The organism is Nocardia coffeae (assembly GCF_019890715.1).
GTDB classification, from domain to species: domain Bacteria; phylum Actinomycetota; class Actinomycetes; order Mycobacteriales; family Mycobacteriaceae; genus Nocardia; species Nocardia jiangxiensis.
This window is the reverse complement of the sequence record NZ_JAINZY010000001.1, coordinates 1,899,717-1,921,167: the sequence shown is the minus strand read 5'-3', so window position 1 is coordinate 1,921,167 and position 21,451 is coordinate 1,899,717. Positions and strand designations below refer to the sequence as shown.

At 66.5% G+C, this 21,451-nt stretch carries 22 protein-coding genes and 1 pseudogene; 13 read left to right on the top strand and 10 right to left on the bottom strand.

Translation table 11 applies throughout. From position 1 onward, the window contains the following. Nucleotides 1–31: 31 nt before the first annotated feature. Both K7711_RS08430 and K7711_RS08425 read right to left on the bottom strand, forming a co-directional pair. The gene (locus tag K7711_RS08430) at nucleotides 32–436 is read right to left on the bottom strand and encodes an ATP-binding protein (RefSeq protein ID WP_235746947.1); all 405 of its coding nucleotides are present in this window, start codon (nucleotides 434–436) and stop codon (nucleotides 32–34) included. 405 nt (nucleotides 437–841) lie between these two features. After that, the gene (locus K7711_RS08425; protein ID WP_222966283.1) at nucleotides 842–1,744 is read right to left on the bottom strand and encodes an LLM class F420-dependent oxidoreductase; all 903 of its coding nucleotides are present in this window, start codon (nucleotides 1,742–1,744) and stop codon (nucleotides 842–844) included. A gap of 85 nt (nucleotides 1,745–1,829) precedes the next feature. On the opposite strand from K7711_RS08425, the gene K7711_RS08420 reads away from it, so the two are divergent. Beyond that, nucleotides 1,830–2,273 carry a MarR family winged helix-turn-helix transcriptional regulator gene (locus K7711_RS08420; RefSeq protein ID WP_222966281.1) on the top strand — a complete coding sequence of 148 codons (444 nt, stop codon included), beginning with the start codon at nucleotides 1,830–1,832 and terminating at the stop codon, nucleotides 2,271–2,273. Between the two features lie 13 nt (nucleotides 2,274–2,286). Here K7711_RS08420 and K7711_RS08415 read toward each other — a convergent pair whose 3' ends face one another. From K7711_RS08415 to K7711_RS08405, 3 genes are read right to left on the bottom strand one after another with little or no spacing between them, the layout of a single operon-like run. Then, the gene (locus K7711_RS08415) at nucleotides 2,287–2,721 is read right to left on the bottom strand and encodes a molybdenum cofactor biosynthesis protein MoaE (protein ID WP_222966279.1); all 435 of its coding nucleotides are present in this window, start codon (nucleotides 2,719–2,721) and stop codon (nucleotides 2,287–2,289) included. Next, nucleotides 2,714–3,835, bottom strand: a complete 1,122-nt coding sequence (gene moaCB / locus K7711_RS08410; protein WP_222966863.1) for a bifunctional molybdenum cofactor biosynthesis protein MoaC/MoaB — start codon at nucleotides 3,833–3,835, stop codon at nucleotides 2,714–2,716. The genes K7711_RS08415 and moaCB overlap by 8 nt, the downstream gene beginning before the upstream one ends. A 44-nt stretch (nucleotides 3,836–3,879) precedes the next feature. Beyond that, nucleotides 3,880–5,097, bottom strand: coding sequence for a molybdopterin molybdotransferase MoeA (locus tag K7711_RS08405; protein ID WP_222966862.1), 1,218 nt, complete (start codon nucleotides 5,095–5,097; stop codon nucleotides 3,880–3,882). Nucleotides 5,098–5,208: 111 nt separating this feature from the next. On the opposite strand from K7711_RS08405, the gene moaA reads away from it, so the two are divergent. Together moaA and K7711_RS08395 are read left to right on the top strand one after the other, a co-directional pair. Then, nucleotides 5,209–6,267: a GTP 3',8-cyclase MoaA gene (moaA, locus tag K7711_RS08400; RefSeq protein ID WP_222966277.1), complete on the top strand. Its 1,059-nt coding sequence runs from the start codon at nucleotides 5,209–5,211 to the stop codon at nucleotides 6,265–6,267. Then, nucleotides 6,260–6,502, top strand: a complete 243-nt coding sequence (locus tag K7711_RS08395) for a MoaD/ThiS family protein (RefSeq protein ID WP_222966275.1) — start codon at nucleotides 6,260–6,262, stop codon at nucleotides 6,500–6,502. Before moaA ends, K7711_RS08395 begins: the two co-directional genes overlap by 8 nt. A gap of 261 nt (nucleotides 6,503–6,763) precedes the next feature. Here K7711_RS08395 and nadE read toward each other — a convergent pair whose 3' ends face one another. Further along, nucleotides 6,764–7,612: an NAD(+) synthase gene (gene nadE, locus K7711_RS08390; RefSeq protein WP_222966274.1), complete on the bottom strand. Its 849-nt coding sequence runs from the start codon at nucleotides 7,610–7,612 to the stop codon at nucleotides 6,764–6,766. 5 nt (nucleotides 7,613–7,617) lie between these two features. Continuing rightward, the gene (locus tag K7711_RS08385) at nucleotides 7,618–8,229 is read right to left on the bottom strand and encodes a TetR/AcrR family transcriptional regulator (protein WP_222966860.1); all 612 of its coding nucleotides are present in this window, start codon (nucleotides 8,227–8,229) and stop codon (nucleotides 7,618–7,620) included. A gap of 190 nt (nucleotides 8,230–8,419) precedes the next feature. Here K7711_RS08385 and K7711_RS08380 point away from each other — a divergent pair, with 190 nt between their 5' ends. The 6 genes from K7711_RS08380 (at nucleotide 8,420) to K7711_RS08355 (ending at nucleotide 14,864) form a co-directional block, all read left to right on the top strand. Next, nucleotides 8,420–8,986 (top strand): NAD(P)H-dependent oxidoreductase, encoded by a 567-nt coding sequence (locus K7711_RS08380; RefSeq protein WP_222966272.1) that lies wholly within the window; start codon nucleotides 8,420–8,422, stop codon nucleotides 8,984–8,986. A 489-nt stretch (nucleotides 8,987–9,475) separates the two neighbouring features. Then, nucleotides 9,476–9,709: a redoxin NrdH gene (locus K7711_RS08375; protein ID WP_040826498.1), complete on the top strand. Its 234-nt coding sequence runs from the start codon at nucleotides 9,476–9,478 to the stop codon at nucleotides 9,707–9,709. A gap of 49 nt (nucleotides 9,710–9,758) precedes the next feature. Then, the gene (gene nrdI, locus K7711_RS08370) at nucleotides 9,759–10,256 is read left to right on the top strand and encodes a class Ib ribonucleoside-diphosphate reductase assembly flavoprotein NrdI (RefSeq protein WP_067667271.1); all 498 of its coding nucleotides are present in this window, start codon (nucleotides 9,759–9,761) and stop codon (nucleotides 10,254–10,256) included. A gap of 38 nt (nucleotides 10,257–10,294) precedes the next feature. Next, complete coding sequence (gene nrdE, locus K7711_RS08365) at nucleotides 10,295–12,400, top strand: class 1b ribonucleoside-diphosphate reductase subunit alpha (protein ID WP_222966858.1); 2,106 nt, start codon at nucleotides 10,295–10,297, stop codon at nucleotides 12,398–12,400. Between the two features lie 685 nt (nucleotides 12,401–13,085). Continuing rightward, nucleotides 13,086–14,435: an ISL3 family transposase gene (locus K7711_RS08360; RefSeq protein ID WP_235746606.1), complete on the top strand. Its 1,350-nt coding sequence runs from the start codon at nucleotides 13,086–13,088 to the stop codon at nucleotides 14,433–14,435. An 18-nt stretch (nucleotides 14,436–14,453) separates the two neighbouring features. Further along, complete coding sequence (locus K7711_RS08355) at nucleotides 14,454–14,864, top strand: VOC family protein (RefSeq protein WP_117213327.1); 411 nt, start codon at nucleotides 14,454–14,456, stop codon at nucleotides 14,862–14,864. A gap of 1 nt (nucleotide 14,865) precedes the next feature. Here K7711_RS08355 and K7711_RS49245 read toward each other — a convergent pair whose 3' ends face one another. Continuing rightward, on the bottom strand, nucleotides 14,866–15,105 hold the full coding sequence (locus K7711_RS49245; protein WP_222966854.1) for a class I SAM-dependent methyltransferase: 240 nt from the start codon (nucleotides 15,103–15,105) through the stop codon (nucleotides 14,866–14,868). A 188-nt stretch (nucleotides 15,106–15,293) separates the two neighbouring features. On the opposite strand from K7711_RS49245, the pseudogene K7711_RS08345 reads away from it, so the two are divergent. From K7711_RS08345 to K7711_RS48365, 3 genes and pseudogenes are all read left to right on the top strand, one after another. Further along, nucleotides 15,294–15,698, top strand: a pseudogene (locus K7711_RS08345) (NUDIX domain-containing protein); the annotation flags it as partial. 474 nt (nucleotides 15,699–16,172) lie between these two features. Then, entirely contained in the window at nucleotides 16,173–17,780 is a 1,608-nt protein-coding gene (gene mgtE, locus K7711_RS08340) for a magnesium transporter (RefSeq protein WP_235746604.1), read from the top strand. A 15-nt stretch (nucleotides 17,781–17,795) separates the two neighbouring features. Beyond that, nucleotides 17,796–17,924: a hypothetical protein gene (locus tag K7711_RS48365; RefSeq protein ID WP_268929157.1), complete on the top strand. Its 129-nt coding sequence runs from the start codon at nucleotides 17,796–17,798 to the stop codon at nucleotides 17,922–17,924. A gap of 267 nt (nucleotides 17,925–18,191) precedes the next feature. Here K7711_RS48365 and K7711_RS08335 read toward each other — a convergent pair whose 3' ends face one another. Further along, nucleotides 18,192–18,977 (bottom strand): SDR family NAD(P)-dependent oxidoreductase, encoded by a 786-nt coding sequence (locus K7711_RS08335; RefSeq protein ID WP_222966270.1) that lies wholly within the window; start codon nucleotides 18,975–18,977, stop codon nucleotides 18,192–18,194. An 89-nt stretch (nucleotides 18,978–19,066) separates the two neighbouring features. Here K7711_RS08335 and K7711_RS08330 point away from each other — a divergent pair, with 89 nt between their 5' ends. Next, nucleotides 19,067–19,609: a TetR/AcrR family transcriptional regulator gene (locus K7711_RS08330; protein ID WP_222966267.1), complete on the top strand. Its 543-nt coding sequence runs from the start codon at nucleotides 19,067–19,069 to the stop codon at nucleotides 19,607–19,609. A 410-nt stretch (nucleotides 19,610–20,019) separates the two neighbouring features. Here K7711_RS08330 and K7711_RS08325 read toward each other — a convergent pair whose 3' ends face one another. After that, nucleotides 20,020–21,417, bottom strand: a complete 1,398-nt coding sequence (locus tag K7711_RS08325; RefSeq protein WP_222966265.1) for a sugar porter family MFS transporter — start codon at nucleotides 21,415–21,417, stop codon at nucleotides 20,020–20,022. Nucleotides 21,418–21,451: the final 34 nt, after the last annotated feature.

Genomic DNA, 21,451 nt, shown 5'->3' with positions numbered 1-21,451 from the left:
GCAGCGTGCACCGCACCGAGAGCGCACGGGCTCATCGCCGTGCGCGCACCGGGATCCACTTCCACATCTCCACCAGCGTGCCCTGGCCGAGTTCGGACTCGAGTACCAGCCCGTCCATCAACCGGCGCGCGCCGGGCAGGCCCAGGCCGAGTCTGCGGCCCGAACCGGCCGCGTGCTCCAGGGCCGCGACCGTGTCCGGAATGCCGGGGCCCTGATCCTGCGCGTGCACGACCAGTGCCCGGCGGGCCTGGACGTCGGCGATGGTCAGGCGGATCTCGCCGTGTCCGGCATAGCTGGTGATGTTGCGGGCCACTTCGGAAATGGCGGTGGAGATCATGGTGACGTCGGTGGGGGAGAAGCCGAGTCCGATGGCGCAGTCACGCCCCGCCTGCCGCGCGGTGGCGATATCGGCCGACGTCGCGATCGGGATCGTCAGGGAGCCGCCAGGGCCCGGAAACAGGACGAATCGGGCAGCTGCGGCCGGGGAACGGGCAGCGATCGGCACGGATGCCCTTCCTGGAGGCGCGGTCTCCCACCAGTGCACGCTGCGCCCCTTTCTCGATCCACCCGCGCGGCCGGGCGATCCGATCCTCTCCCGGACCCGCCACCTGCGGGTGGGAACGCACATGCCCCCCTGGATCCACCGATGGCGAATCATTGAATCCACCCGAGCGGGGCACTCGACAGTAACCGTTGTCGACCGGGCCGGACAGGAATACCGCATATGCGCCGAACTCCGACACACCAATTCTGCCCCTTCGCCGTGCTCAGCTCAATGTGGTCGGCGCGCGGACTCCGCGAACGGCGCACAGTGGCCACCGGGCCGATCGCGGGAACGAACTCACATCGCGTGCACCTCCGGCAGCATCGCCGCGACCCCGGCCAGCCGTTTCTCGTCCCACGGACCTTGCGGGGCGAGCAGGACATGGTCGATGCCGAGGGCGGCCAGCTCGCGCATATGGGCGATGAAGTGCTTCTCGTCACTCGGGTCCAGGTGGGTGCCGATCGTCTTCTCGATCTCGTCGACATCGCGCCCGGCTTCGTCGCAGTGCGCGCGCAGCACGTCGAGTTTGTGGGTGATGTCGTCCGCGTAGCCCGCGCCGGGCATGTCGAACAGGCTGCAGGCGTCGCCGTATCGGGCGACCAGCCGCAGCGTCTTGCGCTCGCCGCTGCCCGCGATCAGGATCGGCGGACGCGGACGCTGCACCGAATTCGGTGAGTTGAGCGGCCGGGCGAGCTCGTAATGTTTTCCGCGGAAAGGCGTTTCGTCGCCGTCCCACATCCGGTGGGCGATCTGCAGGGTCTCCTCGAGCATCTCGAAGCGCTGCCCCAGTGACGGGAAGGGGATGCCCAGGCCGTCGGTCTCGAAGATCCGGTCGAGGGTCCGGGGATTCACCGCGGCTCCCGCGCCGATGCCGAAATATGTTCTGCCGCCGCTGAGTACGTCGATCGTGGTGAGCGATTTGAGCAGTACGCCCGGGTGGCGGTACGCCACGGAGGTGACCAGGGTGCCGAGTGTGATGCGGCGCGTGATGCCGGCCAGGAAACCCAGTGCCGCATAGGCTTCCAGCATCGGGGATTCGGGCGGCTGCCCGGACAGGCCGATCTGGAAGAAGTGGTCCATCACCCACAGGCTGTCGAATCCCGACTCGTCGGCCTGCTGCGCGAGGTCGGTCACGGTCGGGCCGAGGTGGTCGGCGGGGATGGGCCAGGAGAAGTCGGTGATGCCGATGCCAAGTTTCATCGCGGTCCTCCGATAGTGTCATTAGCCGGACAACGACAATATCGTGAGTCGGCTAATGAACTCAATACCCTACGCTGAACGCACCATGACCACCGCCGACGCCGAAGACTTCCTCACCGTGTACTGGTCCACCAAGCGCGCGGTGACGATGGCTGCGACCGCGACGTACGCGCGGCACGGCGTCTACGAGGGGCAGCAGTTCATCCTGCGCAGCCTGTGGTCGCAGGACGGTCTGACGCCGGGGGAGGTGGCCAAACGCCTTGGCCTGTCCACCCCGACGATCACCCGGGCGACCACCCGGATGGAAGCCGCGGGCCTGCTGCGACGCGAACCGCACCCCACCGATCGAAGGCTGGTCCGGTTACATCTGACCGAACGTGGCCGCGATCTCGAGGCCACCATCGAGGACGAGATGGCCGGTCTCACCGATCGGGCGCTGGCCGGATTCGACGACGCCGAACGTGCGGCCGTGGTGCGGGCGCTGGACCGGATCCGGCACAACCTCACACCCGACTCGCCCGAGGGCTGATCGCGAATTCCGTTCAGCCGCAGGCGTTGACCCATTCGGACAGGCCGTCGGCGAACAGCTGGCGTTTCCAGATCGGGACCTCGTGCTTGATCCGATCCACCAGGTCGGCGCAGGTGGTGAACGCCTCGGCGCGATGCGCCGCGGCGACCGCCACGACGATGGCCGCATCGCCGATGCCCAGTGCGCCGATGCGGTGCATCGCGGCCACCGGCAGTCCGGTCGAGGTCGCCACCTCGGCGCAGATCCGGTGCAGGAATTTCTCCGCATCCGGATGCGCGGAGTACTCCAGCGACGAAACAGACTGTCCGCCATCGTGATTGCGCACCTTGCCGGTGAACACCACGACCGCGCCGTACTCGGGTCCGGTGACCGCCTGCTCCACCGCATCGGGCGAGAGCGGCCGATCGCTGATCGTCGCGAGGCGGACGGCGGGTTGCAGATCAGTCATGGCTGCCTCCTCCGGCGACCTGGGCCAGCAGATGGTCCAGCAGTGGTTCGAGCACGGCGATGCCGTCGCGCACCCCGCCCGGCGATCCGGGCAGATTGATCAGTACGGTGCGCCCGGCCAGTCCGGCGATGCCGCGACTCAACGCGGCCAGCGGGAAGGTCGCGGTGCCCTTCAGGCGGATCTGCTCGGCCACCCCGGGCAGTTCGCGATCCAGGACCCCGCGTGTCGCCTCGGGCGTGGCGTCGGTCGGCGACGCTCCGGTTCCGCCCGTGGTGATCACCAGACCCGGCTGCCCGCCCAGTGCGTCCGCCAGCCCGGCCGCGATGTCGGCATCGGCGCACACCAGTGGACCGCGCACCGAGAAACCCAGTCCCGCAAGCCAATCCCGCAGCACCGGACCGGTCTTGTCGACTCGCGTGCCTGCTGCCACTCCGGTCGAAGCCACCACGACAACTGCGGTCCGGGATCCGCTCGGCTCGGTGTCGCTTCCAGTTCTGGACGTCGTCGACTCGTGTCCGTGATGCGTTGCGGTGGTTTCGTGCGAGGTCGGAGCGGACTCCGTGGTCGTGGCATCCGGCAGTGCCGCCGAGTGTCGTACGTGTGTGGATTCGGTGGCTGTGCTCGTCGCGAGATGTGCGGTCGCCTCGGGGTGCGCATGCGTGGACGAATCGCCCGCGGCCTGTGCTTCCGGACGTTCCCAATGTCCGCGCTTGCCCCCGTCTTTGGTGAGCAGCCGGACGTTGTTCAGGACTGCGGCGGGGTCCACGGCCTTGACCATGTCGTGCAGGGTCAGCCCGGCGACGGCCACCGCGGTGAGCGCTTCCATCTCGACGCCGGTGGGGCCGGTGGTTTTGGCGGTCGCCTCGATGGTGATGGTGTCGGCGGTGAATCCGAACCGCACGTCGACCTTGGTGAGGGCCAGCTGATGACACAGCGGGATGAGCTCGGAGGTCTTCTTGGCGCCCGAGATCCCGGCCAGGCGGGCGGTGGACAGGACATCGGCCTTGGGCATGTCGTCGGCGCGCACCAGCGTGATCACCTCGGCGGTGGTGCGCAACTCACCGGCGGCCACGGCGATGCGGGCGGTGTCGGCCTTGGCGCTCACGTCGACCATGCGGGCACGGCCCTCCGAATCGACGTGCGAGAGTTCGTGTTCGCTCACAGTTCCCGAACCTTGACGATCGAACCAGCGGCCAGCTCGGTGATCTCGGGGGCGATATCGATCAGCACATCGGCATGGGCCATCGCGGCGACCAGATGCGATCCGGGCCCCGAGGCCAGCCACACCCCCGCGTCGTCCAGGCGGCCGCGCAGGAACTGCCGCCGCCCGGCCGGAGAGCGTACCGGATCCAGCAGTGCCACATCGTGTGTCGGCACCGGCGGCAGGCCCGCGAGCTCGCGCAGGATCGGCCGCGCGAACACTTCGAAGGACACCATCGTGCTGACCGGATTGCCGGGGAAGCTCAGCACCGGGACGCCGTCGGAGACCGAAAGTCCCTGCGGCCCGCCGGGTTGCACCGCGACCGAGCCGAATTCCCCACCTCGCGTGGACAATACGTCCTTGACGACCTCGAAGTCGCCCTTGGACACTCCGCCGGAGGTGAACACCACGTCCGCGCGGGCGGTCGCCGCGGCGAGGCGCTCACCGAACTCGGCCGGGTCGTCGCGGCTGTGCTCCACCGAGACGACCTCGACCCCGTTCGCGGTCAGCGCCGCGGCGAGTGCGATGCCATTGGAGTTGTAGATCTGCCCGGGGCGCAACGGAACTCCCGCGGGCATCAGTTCGTCACCGGTGGTCAGCACGGCGGCGCGCACGCGGCGGAACACCGGCAGAATCGGGAGGCCGACCGCGGCGAGGGCGGCGATGTGCCTAGGGCCCAGCGTGGTTCCCGCCGACACCAGCAGTTCCCCGGAACGCACGTCGACACCCGGTTCGCGCACGAAATCCCCGGTCTTGCGACCACGTTCGATCGTCACCGTAGGACCGTCGGTGTGGGTGTCCTCGACCGGCACCACGCAGTCCGCGCCGCTGGGGATCGGCGCACCCGTCATCACCTTCATCGCCGCGCCGGGCGGCAGCGGCGCCTGCCCGGTCTGTCCGGCCGCCACGACACCCGCGAGGGGCAGGGTGACCGGCGTCACCGACACCGAGGCGGCGCGCACGGCGTAACCGTCCATCCCGGAGTTGCGGAACACCGGCAGATCCAGTGGCGCGTGCACGTCGCGCGCCAGCCGCCGACCCAGCGTGTCGGCCATCGCCACGTCCTGGACGTCGCGAATCGCGAGTGGACGCAGCAATTCTTCGACCCGGCGCAGGTGTTCCTCGACCGACCGGGCCGGGACGGCGATCGGGCCGGTCCGCCCGCCGCCGCTCATCGAATCGCTGCGCGATAATGCCATACAAGGCACTCTAGTAGCGGCCCTGTTCCGCACAGTTCGTACGTTCCTCCGAAGCGCCTGTGGCATCGTGCGGCAATAATGGATTCTGTGAGTGTGGTCGTCATGGGGATTCCCGCCGTACGCCGCGGGCATCCCCCGTCGGCGGGACGGCCCGATACGCCGCACCTGGTGGACAAATTCGGGCGAATCGCGCGCGACCTGCGGGTATCCATCACCGAGAAATGCTCGCTGCGCTGTACCTACTGCATGCCCGAGGAGGGTCTGCCCGCCATCCCCCGCGACGAGCTGCTCTCGGCCGGGGAGATCGTGCGGGTGGTCACGCTCGCGGTGCGCGAACTGGGTGTGCGCGAGGTGCGCTTCACCGGTGGTGAACCGCTCATGCGCCGGGATCTGGAGGAGATAATCGCGGGCTGCCACGCGGCCGTACCGGATACGCCGCTGGCCATGACCACCAACGCCGTCGGGCTCGAACATCGGGCGGATGCGTTGATGCGCGCGGGCCTGAGCAGGGTCAACGTCTCACTCGACACCGTCGACCGCGCCGCGTTCGCCCGGCTGACCCGCCGCGACCGGCTCGGTTCGGTACTGGCCGGGATCCGCGCCGCCCAGCGCGCGGGCCTGGCGCCGGTCAAGGTGAATGCGGTGCTGATGCGGGAAAACCTTTCCGGGGCACCGGATCTGCTGCAGTGGTGTCTGGCCGAGGGCTGCGCGTTGCGGTTCATCGAGGAGATGCCGCTGGACGCCGATCACGAATGGGCCCGCGCGAATATGGTGACCGCCGCCGAACTGCTCGAGGTCCTGGGGGAACGCTTCGCGCTGACCGCCGCCGGTCGCGAGGATCCGGCCGCACCCGCCGAGACCTGGCTGGTCGACGGCGGCCCGGCGACCGTCGGCATCATCGCCTCGGTGACCAGGAAGTTCTGCGCGGACTGCGATCGAACCCGCCTCACCGCGGACGGCAAGATCCGCTCCTGCCTGTTCAGCGACGAGGAATACGACTTACGGGCGCCGTTGCGCGAGGGCGCGACCGATACCGAACTGGCCGAGCTGTGGCGCGGCGCGATGTGGAACAAATGGGCCGGACACGGTATCGATGCGGCCGGTTTCGTGCCGCCGGAACGGACGATGGGAGCGATCGGTGGTTGAGGTCCGATATTTCGCCGCGATCGCGGACGCGGTCGGCAAATCCAGCGAACACCTCGACCTGCCCGCCGAGGCCACCATCTCCGACCTGCGCCACACCCTCTCCCGAACCTACGGCCCCACTCTCGACCCCATGCTGCAGGTCTGCGCCTTCCTCATCGGCGACGAACTCACCCGCGACGTCACCACCCCCCTCACCCCCCGAGTGGACGTCCTACCCCCCTTCGCCGGGGGGTGAGATTCACCGGGGAGGAGACCAAAGTGATCCGACCGACGATAATGCCGTGCCCTCAGGCCGACCTGGCAGCGTTCAATTTCCGTGGCGCGGCAGCTTGCGCTCACCACAGCTCAGGGGCCGACATCGCCCCGGGGTCGACGGGCGTGGGTGTCGTTCCGGGTGATTGGAGCCGACGCCATGCCGACGTCGCTCGCGGCGCTATCGTCCGGTTCGCAAGCCGATCGTGTCGTAAACCGTTGTGAGACTGTGCTGTACGAGTGGCTACTGCCACCAGGTGTCGAAGGGGGTGGCGGGGACGGTGCGCTTGTGGCGGGTGTTGCGGAAGATGGATTCGAGGCGGTCGGCCACCTCGGGGGTGACGTCGCGGCCTTCCAGGTAGTCGTCGATGTCGGCGTACTTCACGCCGAGGGCGACCTCGTCGGGGAGGGCGGGGCGATCGTCTTCGAGGTCGGCGGTGGGGACCTTCTCCCAGACGCTCGGGGGTGCGCCGAGTTCCTGGAGCAGGGCCGCGCCCTGGCGTTTGGACAGGCCGGTGAGGGGAGTCAGGTCGACGCCGCCGTCGCCGTATTTGGTGAAGAATCCGGTGAGCGCTTCGGCCGCGTGGTCGGTGCCCACGACCAGCATGTTCAGCTGACCGGCGATCGCGTACTGGATGACCATGCGCTCGCGGGCCTTGATATTGCCGCGCACGAAATCGCGCAGGCGGGGTTCGTCGGTTCCGCTCGCGGACAGCTCGCCCAGACCGCGTGCGGCTTCGGCGGCGACCGCGTCCGCGCCGGGTTTGACATTGACCTCGATCGAGCGATCGGGCTGGATGAAACGCAACGCGACCTGCGCATCGTCCTCGTCGGCCTGGACGCCGTAGGGCAGACGCACCGCTACGAACGTGGCCTCGTGCCCCTCCTCGCGCAACTCCTGCGCGGCCAGCTGACACAGCCGCCCGGTCAGTGTGGAGTCCTGGCCGCCGCTGATGCCGAGCACGAAACCCGTTGCGGGAGTGGAGCGCAGATACGCCTTCAGGAAATCGACGCGGCGGCGCACCTCGACCTTCGGTTCGATGACCGGCTGAACACCCAATTCGGCGATGATGGCCTGGCGAAGATTACCCACGCCGGTCACTCTACCGAGGCGTCGGCCAGGACCCAGCGGACCAGGCGTTCCCAGTTGTCGGCGATCTGTTCGGTGGTGTACCCGAGCACCCGGATCTGGTGCAGGACCAGTGCGGCGTCCAGGGCGGCGATCAGGCTGTCGGCCAGCAGTGCGATCTCACCGGCCGCACCGGCCTCCCGGAGCAGCAGTGACACATGGGATTTCGTGATGTTGTACGGCGGGCTGGAGTAGCGGCTCGAATCGTCCGCAGCACGGCGCATCTCGCCCTCGACCTCGATACCGGCCAGTCGCGCCCGGCCGAAGGCGATCAGCCGTTGCACGGGTGGTGCGCCCGGCCCCAGCGGCGGCGGGCCGAACATGTACGCGGCCTGCAGCTTTCGCTCGGACTGGTCGAGCAGGGCCAGCATCAGACCCGAGCGGGTGCCGAAACGCCGGAAGACGGTACCTTTGCCGACGCCGGCACGTCGGGCGACCGCGTCCATCGTGACGCCGTCCGCGCCGAACTCACGCACCAGTTGTTCGGCCGCGTCCAGGAGAAGTTGCCGGTTGCGGGCCGCGTCGCTGCGCTCGGCCGCGGCGGTCGTGACGGGTAGCAGGGCGAGTGCCTCGGGCGGCATCCGGACGGCGACGGCCTCGATCGGCAGCCGTGTGGGACGATCGTCGCCGGACTCTCGCGCGCACGGGTCGTCGGCGGCTGTGTCGTAGTTCACGGGGTGGCCCCCCTAGGGACGGAATGAAAGCGGACCGTGGTCCGGTTATTCTACCGTGACAGCGGCGGTGACCGCCTCGGCAAATCAAGGAGTGATCATGTCTCGGACTCGTCTTCTCGCACTCGTCGGCAGCCTGCGCGACGGCTCGATCAACCGGCAGCTCGCCGAGGCCGCGGCGCAGACCGCTCCGGAGGGTGTCGAGGTCGCCATCGCCTCCGGCCTCGCCGACATCCCGTTCTACAACGAGGACATCGACGTACCCGGCAGCGTTCCCGCCGCCGCGACCGCGCTGCGCGAGGCCGTCGCCGCCGCCGACGGTCTGCTGATCTTCGTCCCCGAATACAACGGCTCGATCCCGGCCGTGCTGAAGAACGCCATCGACTGGGCCTCGCGTCCGTACGGCGCGGGTTCCATCAAGGGCAAGCCGACCGCCGTGGTGAGCGCGTCGATCAGCCAGAACGCCGCCAAGTGGTCGCACGCGGACACCGTGAAGGTGGCCGGTGTCGCGGGCGCGTCGGTGGTGGAGAGCGCGCATCTGCACTTCGGCGTCATCGGGCAGCGTTTCGGCGAGGTGCACCCGCGCGACGACGCCGAGGCGCTGACCGAACTCGCCGCCACCGTGCACGAGTTGGTCGAGGCGGTCGAGAATTCGGTCAACGCCTGACCGTGCGGCCCGGGAGGGCCGATTCTGATGTGACCGAGGTGTGATCACCGGGCCCGCCCCGTCGGATTCGACGGGGCGGGCCTCGTCGTGTCCGGGGAAGGTCGTATTCGGGGACGGTGAGCCGGGAGGGGCATCTGTTACCTGTGGGAACAGTGGGTTAGCTGAGAAGAAGCTACGCGATGAAATCGTGATCTGTGACACAGTCGTGTCGAGTTGCGAATCGACTGTCCAGGTACTTACGCCGACCGAATTTCACCTTTGTGACTCGCAACATCTCGTGTTCTAGGATTCTGTCGGCCACTAGGTGTAGTGTCTTGAGAGCTGGAAGACGGTACGGCCGCAGGGTCGTCCGAGGTCGTGTGACCTGGGGGGCTGAACCCACTTCCAGGGGTTTGCGCACGTGAGGTGAATCGCACTCAGCCACGCACTGCATACGGATTCAAGGCTCAGGTTCAGGTTCGGTTCCAAGGCCCGATCAGAGAGGGACACATGACCATCACCGTCTACACCAAGCCCGCTTGCGTCCAGTGCAACGCCACCTACCGTGCCCTCGACAAGGCCGGTATCGAATACGAAGTAATAGACATCTCGGAGAATCCGGAGGCCCGCGACTACGTGATGGCCCTGGGTTATCTGCAGGCCCCGGTCGTCGTCGCCGGTGAGGACCACTGGTCCGGATTCCGTCCGGATCGGATCAAGTCCCTGGCGGTCGCCGCGGCCTGATCGCCGGTCGAGTTCGCCGGCGAGGGAGGTAGCAGGAAGGGGAGTGCTGATGGCCGAAACGCCTGATTCCCGCAAGCGTGGGGAAGCGCCTCGCGGGAACGCACCCCTGGTCTACTTCTCGAGTGCGTCGGAGAACACGCACCGTTTCGTCGAACGGCTGGGCCTGCCCGCCGTTCGCATTCCGCTCCACACTGCCGATTCGCTTCGCGTCGAGGAGCCCTACGTGCTGATCTGCCCCACCTACGGGGGCGGTCGGCACGTTCTGGGCGGCAACAGATCCGAGAAGGAATTTGTGCCCCGTCAGGTGGCCAAGTTCCTGAACGATCCGCACAACCGTGCGCTGTTGCGCGGCGTCATCGCGGCCGGCAACACGAACTTCGGCGATACGTACTGCGCTGCGGGAGAAGTGATCTCGCGCAAATGCGGCGTTCCGTACCTGTATCGCTTCGAACTCATGGGAACTGCCGAGGACGTCGAGCGCGTCCGAGAGGGATTGGGATTGTTTTGGCAACGACAACAGCACCTGCCGGTAAGTCGGCCCGCCTAGAGCGACCGGTCACCGTGGATACCGCATCGACCGAGGGCATGGACTACCACGCCCTCAACGCGATGCTGAATCTCTACGGTCCGAACGGGGAGATCCAGTTCGACAAGGATCGCGAGGCCGCGAACCAGTACTTCCTGCAGCACGTCAACCAGAACACCGTCTTCTTCCACAATCTCGACGAGAAGCTCGACTACCTGGTGAAGGAGAACTACTACGAGGCCGAGGTCCTGGACAAGTACAGCCGGGCCTTCGTGAAGAAGCTGTTCCAGCAGGCCTACGCCAAGAAGTTCCGCTTCCCGACCTTCCTCGGCGCGTTCAAGTACTACACCTCGTACACCCTCAAGACCTTCGACGGAAAGCGCTACCTCGAACGCTTCGAGGACCGCGTCTGCATGGTCGCACTGACTCTCGCTGATGGCGACGAGATCCTCGCGAAGCAGCTGGTCGAGGAGATCATCGACGGCCGCTTCCAGCCGGCGACGCCGACCTTCCTGAATTCGGGCAAGAAACAGCGCGGCGAGCCGGTGAGCTGTTTCCTGCTTCGCATCGAGGACAACATGGAGTCGATCGGGCGATCGATCAACTCCGCGTTGCAGCTGTCCAAGCGGGGCGGCGGGGTTGCGTTGCTGCTGAGCAACATTCGCGAGCACGGCGCGCCGATCAAGAAGATCGAGAACCAGTCCTCGGGTGTCATTCCGATCATGAAGCTGCTGGAGGATTCGTTCTCCTATGCCAATCAGCTCGGGGCGCGGCAGGGAGCCGGTGCGGTGTACCTGCACGCGCACCATCCGGACATCTACCGGTTCCTGGACACCAAGCGGGAGAACGCGGACGAGAAGATCCGCATCAAGACGCTCTCGCTGGGTGTGGTGATCCCGGACATCACCTTCGAGCTGGCGAAGAAGAACGAGGACATGTACCTGTTCTCGCCGTACGACGTCGAGCGGATCTACGGTGTGCCGTTCGCCGATATCGACGTCACCGAGAAGTACCACGAGATGGTCGACGACGGGCGCATCCGCAAGTCGAAGATCAACGCGCGCGAGTTCTTCCAGACCATCGCCGAGCTGCAGTTCGAGTCCGGCTACCCGTACATCATGTACGAGGACACGGTGAACCGGGCCAACCCGGTGAAGGGCAAGATCACCCACTCGAATCTGTGCTCGGAGATCCTGCAGGTCTCCACGCCGTCGGTGTTCAACGACGATCTGTCCTATGCCACTGTGGGCAAGGACATCTCGTGCAACCTCGGCTCGCTGAACATCGCCAAGGCGATGGACTCACCGGATTTCGGGCAGACCATCGAGGTGTCCATCCGGGCGTTGACCGCGGTCTCGGATCAGACCCACATCTATTCGGTGCCCTCGATCGAACAGGGCAACAACTCCTCGCACGCGATCGGCCTGGGGCAGATGAATCTGCACGGGTATCTGGCGCGCGAATGGGTCCACTACGGATCCGAAGAAGGCGTGGACTTCACGAACATCTACTTCTACACCGTCGTGTATCACGCGGTGCGGGCCTCGAACAAGATCGCGATCGAGCGCGGTACGGCCTTCGGCGGATTCCCGGAATCCAAGTACGCCAGCGGCGAGTACTTCGACAAGTACACCGAGCAGGTGTGGGAGCCGAAAACCGAACGCGTGCGGCAGATCTTCGCTGAGGCCGGGGTGCACATCCCGACCCAGGACGACTGGCGCGAGCTGCGCACCTCGGTGATGGCGCACGGCATCTACAACCAGAATCTGCAGGCCGTCCCGCCGACCGGTTCGATCTCCTACATCAACCACTCCACCAGCTCGATCCACCCGGTCGCCTCGAAGATCGAGATCCGCAAGGAAGGCAAGATCGGCCGCGTCTACTACCCGGCCCCCTACCTGACCAACGACAATCTCGACTACTTCGCCGACGCCTACGACATCGGCTACGAGAAGATCATCGATACCTACGCCGCGGCCACCCAGCACGTCGACCAGGGCCTGTCGCTGACCCTGTTCTTCAAGGACAGCGCCACCACCCGCGACGTCAACCGGGCCCAGATCTACGCCTGGCGCAAGGGAATCAAAACGCTGTACTACATCCGCATCCGGCAAATGGCCTTGGAGGGAACCGAAGTCGAGGGTTGCGTCAGCTGCATGTTGTAAAACATCGCTGTTTCATCCAAGGCGAGCATGTCGTTTCGCTGAGACGCTGTGGCTCTGGGGTGACTACCTAGCAGCAAAACGAGTTTGGGGCGGGCATTGGCGTGCCCGCCCCAAACGAGGTCGCTACGCAACCACTTATTCGGCCAAGTGCCGCGCCGGGTGTGAAATACGGCTGGGGTTCGCCGATCCGGACTGCGATCACGTCTTGGAACGAGACATGCTGGAACAGATGGGCGGAACGCTGCCTGGCCGGATACGCAATGCGTTGTCGATGCTGGGGCCGTTGGCGGACACTCCGGGATGCAGGATCGGGCTCCACACCACACACTTGTACAACTCGGTGTTCAGGTTCGATGATCAGATGATCGTCACCCCGTATTTGTTCCGCGCCCGGGGATACCAGCACACAGCGCTGTACCTGCGAAAGTTGTCCCCGCACGGGATATTCGAATCGTTTGCGGACCAGTTCGAGCAGATATGGGAGACAGCCACCCCGTACGGCAGCCTGAATGGTGCCGCACCAAGGCAAGGAGCGGCCCATGGGCTCTCGGCGTGACTACTACAAAGATCCAGCAGCACCTACGCCCAACTCTCTCAAACCGGCTCTTCCCAGATGAGGGTGTAGCGGCTGTTCGTTGGCTCAGGGGCGCGTCGGTGACCGGATAGGGGTCGAGGTCTTCCGAGGATGGGAGTTCTGACACTGCCGATCTGGAAGCTCGACGTGCCTGACGCTACCTTCGCTTGCCCTGACCTAACCACGCTCTGCCGACTCGACGAGCTCGGCCTCGAAGCCGTTGGGCAGCGCCTCGAACCCGAGTGTGCTGTGCTTGCCTGTCGGGTGGTCGAGCCGGACCAGTGGTGCCGTCGCTGCGGCTGCGAAGGCGTGCCGCGGGACACCGTGATCAGACGGCTGGCGCACGAGCCGTTGGGCTGGCGGCCGACCACGTTGGAGGTGGTCGTGCGGCGCTACCGGTGCACCGGCTGCAGGCACGTATGGCGCCAAGACACCAGCACGGCGGCCGAGCCTCGGGCCAAGCTGTCGCGTCGTGGCCTGCGGTGGGCTCTGGAGGGTCTCGTGGTCCAGCACCTGACCGTGGCCCGGATTGCCGAAGGGCTCGGCGTGGCCTGGGACACTGCCAACGACGCCGTCCTGGCCGAGGGCAAGCGAGTCCTGATCGATGACGAGCACCGCTTCGACGGCGTCACCACGATCGGCGTGGATGAACACGTGTGGAGGCACACCCGACGCGGGGACAAGTACGTCACGGTGATCATCGACCTCACCGGGATCATCCGCGACGGCACCGGACCCGCACGCCTGTTGGACATGGTCGAGGGACGGTCCAAGCAGGCGCTCAAGACCTGGCTCGCCGACCGCCCCGAGGCCTGGCGCGACGCGGTCGAGGTGGTCGCGATGGATGGCTTCACCGGCTTCAAGACCGCAGCGGCTGAGGAACTTCCCGAGGCGGTCGCGGTGATGGATCCATTCCATGTGGTGCGCTTGGCCGGCGACGCGCTGGACCAGTGCCGGCGTCGGGTTCAGCAGGCCATCCACGGCCACCGGGGACGCAAGGACGACCCGCTCTACAAGTCGCGGCGGACGCTGCACACCGGCGCCGACCTGCTCACCGACAAGCAGAAGGACCGCCTCTCCGCGCTGTTCGCCGACGACCACCATGTCGAGGTCGAAGCCACCTGGGGCATCTATCAGCGGATGATCGCCGCCTACCGCGAGCCCGACCGGGCGAAGGGACGAGAGTTGATGGTCAAGCTCATCGGGTCTGTCAGCGCTGGCGTGCCGAAGGCCCTCACCGAGATCATCACCCTGGGCCGCACATTGAAGAAGCGAGGAGCCGACGTACTGGCCTACTTCGACCGGCCCGGCACCTCCAACGGCCCGACCGAGGCGATCAACGGCCGGCTCGAGCACCTCCGCGGCTCCGCCCTCGGGTTCCGCAACCTGACGAACTACATCGCCAGATCACTCCTCGAGTCCGGCGGGTTCAGGCCGCAACTACATCCTCGAGCGGGATGAGACCTCTATCGTCGGTCCATGACCACTCGACTGAACCCCTACCTCAGCTTCGCGGGTGATGCCTCGGCCGCCCTGGCGTTCTACCAGGACGTGTTCGGCGGCGATCTCACGATCAACCACTTCGGCGACTTCGGCACCGACGACCACGGCATGGGCGACCAGGTCATGCACGGCCAGCTGGAAACAGCGTCTGGCCTCACGCTGATGGCCGCCGACATGCTGCCGGGCGAGACGTTGCGGCCCGGGAACAACCTCGCGGTCAGCCTCGGCGGGGACGACACCGAGGAGCTGCGCGGCTACTGGCAGGCGCTGTCGGACGGAGGGACCGTGACGGTCGAGCTGGCCACCCAGCCGTGGGGCGACGAGTTCGGGATGTGCGTCGACCGGTTCGGGACCTCGTGGCTGGTCAACATCGCCGGGGGCGGCTGACCTACCCGATCCGCGCTGCGCCCGGTCGGCGATGCCGCGGCCGGCGGCAGTCCCCTTGCGCTCGAACCTCGTCACCGGCCGCTCGGCCCAGCGATCGACCCCGCCACCCTCGAAGGCCCGGCTCGGCATCGATCACCCGCACCATCTGCTCGGCGAAGTCGGCCCAGTCGGTGGCCAGCCGCCACACGCCCCCCGGACGGAGGCGACTCGCCGCGAGGGCCGCGAAGGGTGGGGTGACCAGCCGGCCCTCCGATCGAGCGGATCGCGGCCGACGTACGTCGGATCCACCACCAGCTGCTCAGCCTCCCCCCGGGGGTGCCGGCTGCCCGGCTGCGGGGCTGGCGCGCGGCCTACGACGACGTGCTCGAGACCGGCGGCTTCAGACCCCACCTACACCCTCGATTGGGATGAGCCCTCAAACCTGGTGCATCCGCACTGGTTGTAGATGATTCCGGCCGTGTGCTCATGCAACGGCGTGGCGACTCGGGCAACTGGTCGTTGCCCGGTGGAATCATGGAGGTCGGAGAAACCCTTGAAGGGTGCGCGATCCGCGAGACGAAAGAGGAAACCGGGCTCGATATCGAGATAACCGGCCTGCTCGGTATCTACACCGATCCCGAACACGTCATCGAATACTCGGACGGTGAAGTCCGGCAAGAATTCGCGATCGTCTACTACGGCTGCGTGACAGGCGGAACGATTGCGGTATCGGACGAATCGGCATCGGTGAAGTTCCTGAGCCCGACGGAACTCGAATCCGTACCGGTGCACCCGACCGTGAGACTCCGATTGCAGCACCACGTCGAACATCGGGGAAAGCCTTACCTGGGGTGATCAAGGAGACAGCGGTGGATGTTCGGGCACACCTACGCCGCGGCCACCCAGCACGTCGACCAAGGCCTGTCCCTGACGCTGTTCTTCGTTGTGGGCTGCCGTTGATCGATGTGCCACAGTTTGCCGTCGCAGATCGGTACGAGGGCTTGCGATGACTCGTCCGGGGGCGGCGGCGGGCTCGGGTTCGGCGTGGCGGCGTGTGGAGGTGTAATCTGCGAGCGGGCATGGTGTGCCCGTGCTGATGACCTGCGACGGTGCAGGTCATGTGGTGCCTGAGGGCATCGGGAGTGAAATTCTTCTGACGGTGAAGTGCTGGCGATGAGGAGGTGGGTAGCTGTGCGTAGCGAGCCCCCGAGTCGATGGCCGCGCGGTGCCGTCCTCCTGTTCTGCCGGTAGAGCTTTCGGTGGCGAGGTCGGTGCCTCGCGGTGTGATCCGTGACCCCGTACCCACTCGCTGTATGCCGAGGTTTTGTCATGTCGACCGATCTGTTCCTTGCCGCGTCCGCACGTCCCGCCGATGTCCCGGATGACGGTCACACGGTTACGCATACCGGGGCCGCTCGAGCGCGTGCCGCCGAAACGAGCGTCATCGAAACGAGCGCTACCGAAACGGACACTGCCGAAACGGGTGTCGCCGAACCGTGCGCGATTGATGCGGGCGCCGCCGACCTGGGCGGATATGACTCGCTCCTCACCGATACGAGTCCTGTCGACACTGCCCTCACCGAAATGACTGTCGCCGAACAGTATTCGGATCACGTCTCGCTGCGAGACCTGATCGCCGATCGCCGCGTCGCCGCCGCGCTGAGCTGGCTGGACGACCAGGCTCCCCACCGGATCGCCGACGAACTCGCCCGCATGGACGCCGTGCACGCGGGAATCGCTTTCCGGCTACTGGACAAGGATCGGGCGCTGGAGGTGTTCGAGGAGCTCGAACCCGTCGACCAGCAGCAGATCCTGTCCGGTATGCGGGACCAGAGCTTCCGCGAACTGGTCGAGGGTATGGATCCCGACGACCGGGCCCGGATGCTGCGTGAGGCCCCCGCGACGGTGGTGAAGAAAGTCCTGGCCGGGCTGAGCCCGCGTGAGCGTCGGATGACCGCGGCGCTGCTCGGTTATTCCGAGGGCTCGGCCGGGCACTATATGACTCCGGAAGTTGTTGCGCTGCACCGTGATCTGACGGTCGAACAGGCGCTGGGGGTGGTTCGCGCCAAGGGGGCGCATGCGGAGACCGTGTACACCTTGCCGGTGGTGGACGGGGGCCGCCGGCTCACCCGCGTGGTGGAGATGCGCGAACTGGTTCTCAGTGATCCCGGCACCCCGCTGGCCGAACTCGTCGTCACCGCACCGGTTTTCGCGCGCGCCACCGATGCCGCGGAGAAGGCTGCGCGGCTCATGCGCGAAACCAATCTGCTCAACCTGCCGGTCGTCGACAGCGAGGATCGGCTGGTCGGCTTGTTGACGATCGATGACGCGGTCGAGGTCATCGAGGCCGCCGACAGTGAGGATGTGGCGCGTCAGGCCGGGGCGAGTCCGTGGGCCGGCCACTATATGGCCGCCGGGGTTTTCCAGCTGGCCCGCTACCGCGCGATGTGGTTGCTGTTGCTCCTGGTAGCGGCCACTTTGACGGTGACCGTGACCGACGCGTTCGAGGTGACGCTGGCTCGGGCCGCGCATCTGGCGCTGTTCATTCCGCTGCTGATCGGTGCGGGCGGTAATGCCGGTGCGCAGGCAGCGACCTCCTGTGTGCGAGCGCTGGCCGTCGGCGAGGTGCGGGTCTCGGATCTGCTGAAGGTCATCTGGCGCGAATGCCGGGTCGGCCTGGTACTGGGGTCGATGCTCGCGGTGGTCGGCATGGTCATCGGAGCCGCGTTCGTCGGTGCGCAGATCGCGGTGGTCGTCGGCATCACCCTGGTGATCATCTGCGGCTGGGCGGCGACCATCGGCGGCACCATGCCGTTGCTGGCCAAGAAGTTGCGCATCGATCCGGCGGTGATCTCCGCCCCCATGGTCACCACGTTGGTCGACGCGACCGGACTGATCATCTACTTCACGACCGCGAAACTCGTCATGGGTATCTGAGACGGAGCATGCCCGATGCCACGGGATCGCGGTTTCGCCGGTTTCCTGACGTCGCCCTTGACCTCGGTGCATCCCGACCTGCGCCGGTGCGTCGAATGTCTGCTCATGGCGTCGCGATCCGATACCGCGGTGCGCGACGACTGAACTCGGTGTGCCCGAACGGGTTGTCCGGGCGAGCACGGCCGCGCCGCCGCAGTAGGTGAGCGAGCGCCGGATTCATCGATCGAACGGACCGGAAAGTAGTTGCACGCTGACACGTGACGATGACATCTCGATTATGGGTGGTCGATTTTTCGATCGGTCGCCGAATCGTTTCAGGGGAGTGTGCGATCTCGCGCAAAACCATTGCGGCCCAACGATCGAGTGCGGGTTTCGGGCGGGTCGGCACCGAATCTTATGGCGTATGGGAGATCAGCGCGAGGCATGCGGTGATGTCTGCGCCCGGGCCGAGCGTCGTGCCGCTTGTCCGGCGGCGCGGCGTTTGACCGTGTGTGGGATGAGCGCCAGTGCCGTGTCCAGCAGCTTGAATCGGGTGCTGGGCACTGTCACCGGTTCGCCGCGACGGGCTGCGGCCAGGGCCGCGGATGCCACCGTGTCGGGTGTGATCCACAGCCACGGCGGTATTCGCCGTAATTCGGGCATCCCGGCGGACAGATCGGTCCGCACGAATCCGGCCAGCACCGCGGTCACGGTGACTCCGGTGCCTCGGGCTTCTTCGTGGACAGCCTCGGAGAAGCTGTTCACGAACGCTTTCGTCGCCGCGTAGGTCGCCATTCGCGGCCACGGCTGCAGTCCGGCCATCGAGGAGATGTTCACCACCGTGCCGCCGCCGGTGCGAGCCATCGCGCCGAGGGCGGTGTGGGTCAGGCGCATCAGGGCGGTCACGTTCAAGGTGACGATGGCGGTTTCGTCGTCCACCGGCAGGGTCGAGAACCTGCCGGTTCGGGCATTACCGGCGTTGTTGACCAGGAGGTCCACCGGTGGCTCCGCGGCGAGCCGGGCCTCGACCCGGGCCAGATCGCGTGGGTCGGTGAGATCGGCGTCGAGGACCTCCACGTCGACGCCGGATCGCTGCGCGCATTCGGTCGCGACCGCGTCCAGGCGGTCGCGGTCGCGGGCGACGAGCACGAGGTCGACGCCGTCGGCTGCCAGTCGGCGGGCGATCGCCTCACCGATGCCTTTCGATGCCCCGGTCACCAGGGCTCGTCTCCATCTAGACACCCTGTCAACATATGCAGATCTAGACAGTATGTCAAGATGTTGGTGAGAACCGAGCCGGAGGGACGATGCCCCGTAAACGAACCGAGCTCGACCGTGACGAGAAGGTCGAGCAAATCCTCGAGCACGCCGTCGAACTGCTGAGTCGCGGTGGCTACGAGGAGTTGTCGATCAACCGCGTCGCCCGCGACCTCGGACTGGCCCGCGCCGCGGTCTACTGGTACTTCCCGTCCCGTGACGAGTTGTTCACCGCAGCGTGCGCCCGGCTGTTCGCCGACACCTTCACCGGACCGCCTGCCGATGGCAGCGTGATCGACCGGATCCGTTGGGGTGTCGAATGTTTCGCGGCGATCTACGACGTCTACGCGGTGCTGCTCCAGCGTGCGTCCGCCGAGCCGACCGCCGCCGAACTTCTGGCGGCATTCGACCGATCGGTCTGTGGACGCCTCACCGGAGTTCTCGCTCCGCACGTGCCGGCCGACCAGCTCGACGGCATCGTCGAGACCATCGTCGTGTTCACCGAAGGACTACTGGGCCGCCGCCTTCCCTCGGCTGAACGCGACCGTCGCCTGATCACCGCCCTGAACGCGCTGTTGCCGTCGACGCAGTGACACCGTCCGTTCCAGGCTTGCGATACTCGCCCATCGGCGTTTCGGACGATTGGTCGACACGCGGATTCGTTTGTCAGCGTGGTGGATCCCATCGATACCCCCAGGCCGAGCGATGAACGCCGCTCGCCATCCAGCCGGAGGGTTGTTCGTCCGGATGTGCGCGTGTTCGGTGAGATCGCCTGTCGGTCAACAGTTATCGACGAGTATGGACGACGGCTGTTCCGCCTGCTGTGCGGATGTCGTCCGGCAGTGACAGGTGCGGATTCTCCGACGGTGCGGATGGAGTCGTGATCTCAGTGGCGATCAGCAGGCTTGTATCCGGTCACTGCCGGAATCGAATAATGCTGTACCACAACACTTTCCCTGTGCAAAGATCGAGAGCTGCGGCTCTCTCCGGCGAGCGGTCGGCGTCAGTCGTGTGCGAAGCGCGATTGCATCGACAGGTCGATCTCCTGGTAGCTGCGGTCTTTGGTCTCCGGGACGAAGCGGGTGACGAACAGCAGGCCCACGAGGCAGATGGCGGCGAAGATGAGAAAGGTCTGTCCCTGGCCCAGGGCATTGGCCAGGGGCAGAAATGCTTGGCTGACAACGAAATTCGACAACCAGTTGACCGTGGTCGCGGCACTGGAGCCGGCGGCGCGCAGCCGCTGCGGGAAGATCTCGCCGACCAGGACCCAGAACACCGGGCCCAGTCCGGCGGCGAAAGAGGCGATGTACAGCACCATGAACACCAGCGACAGCGTGGGATTCATCCCGGCGATGAAGCTGATGCCCAGTAGCGCGACGGTGATCAGCATGCCCAGCAGCGACCCGATCAGCAGCGGGCGGCGGCCGAACCGGTCCACGGTCACGATCGACACGATCGTCATGACCAGGTTGATCGTGCCGATGAACACCGAATAGAAGATCGAGTTCGAGGCGGTCAGGCCGGTCTGCTCGATGATCGTCGGCGCGAAATAGATGATCGTGTTGATACCGCCGAACTGCTGGATCGCGGCCATGGCCAGTCCGACGATCAGCGCGGGCCGCACCTGCCGCGCGAGCAGTTCGCGCGGGCTCGCCGGAGTGTTCGCGGCGGCCGGGCGGTTCCGCTGGAATCGCTGGGACAGGTCGTCGGCCAGGTCGGTCCCGGCGACGCTGCGGACCAGCTCGTACGCCCGTTCGGCGCGGCCGTGCGTGAACAGCCAAGCGGGGGATTCCGGGACGACGAACAGCGCGCCCAGGCCCAGCACGGCCGCCGGAATCAAACCGATGCCGAACATCGCGCGCCAGCTCCCGCTGCTGGAGAACGCCAGATCGACCAGGTAGGACACCACGATGCCGACGGTGATCAGCAGCTGGTTCAGGCTAAGGATCCGTCCGCGGATCTCGGCCGGGGAGATCTCGGACAGGTAGATCGGCACCGTCGCCGAGGCCGCGCCGACCGCCAGGCCCAGCACCACGCGCGCGAGCAGCAGCACCCAGTACCCGGGCGCGGTCACCGCGATCACCGTGCCGACGATGAAGATCGCGCTCTCCAGCGCCAGCGCCATGCGGCGGCCGAGCCGGTCCGCGACGCGTCCCGCGCACAGCGCGCCGACCATCGCGCCGATCAGCAGCACGCTGACGATGCTGCCCTGCTGTGCGGAGTTCAGGTCGAATTCGCGGGTGATGAACAGCAGCGCACCGGAGACGACGCCGGTGTCGTAGCCGAACAGGAAGCCCCCGACCGCGATGACCGTCGCCCACCCGACGATCTTGCGTTTCCCGTCGGCGGGAATCTGCTCGAGCGGGCCGTGAACGCCCGGATTCTGCGAAAATCCTTGCATAGCGCCAACTCCCGTCGCAGATGAACTTCGAGGG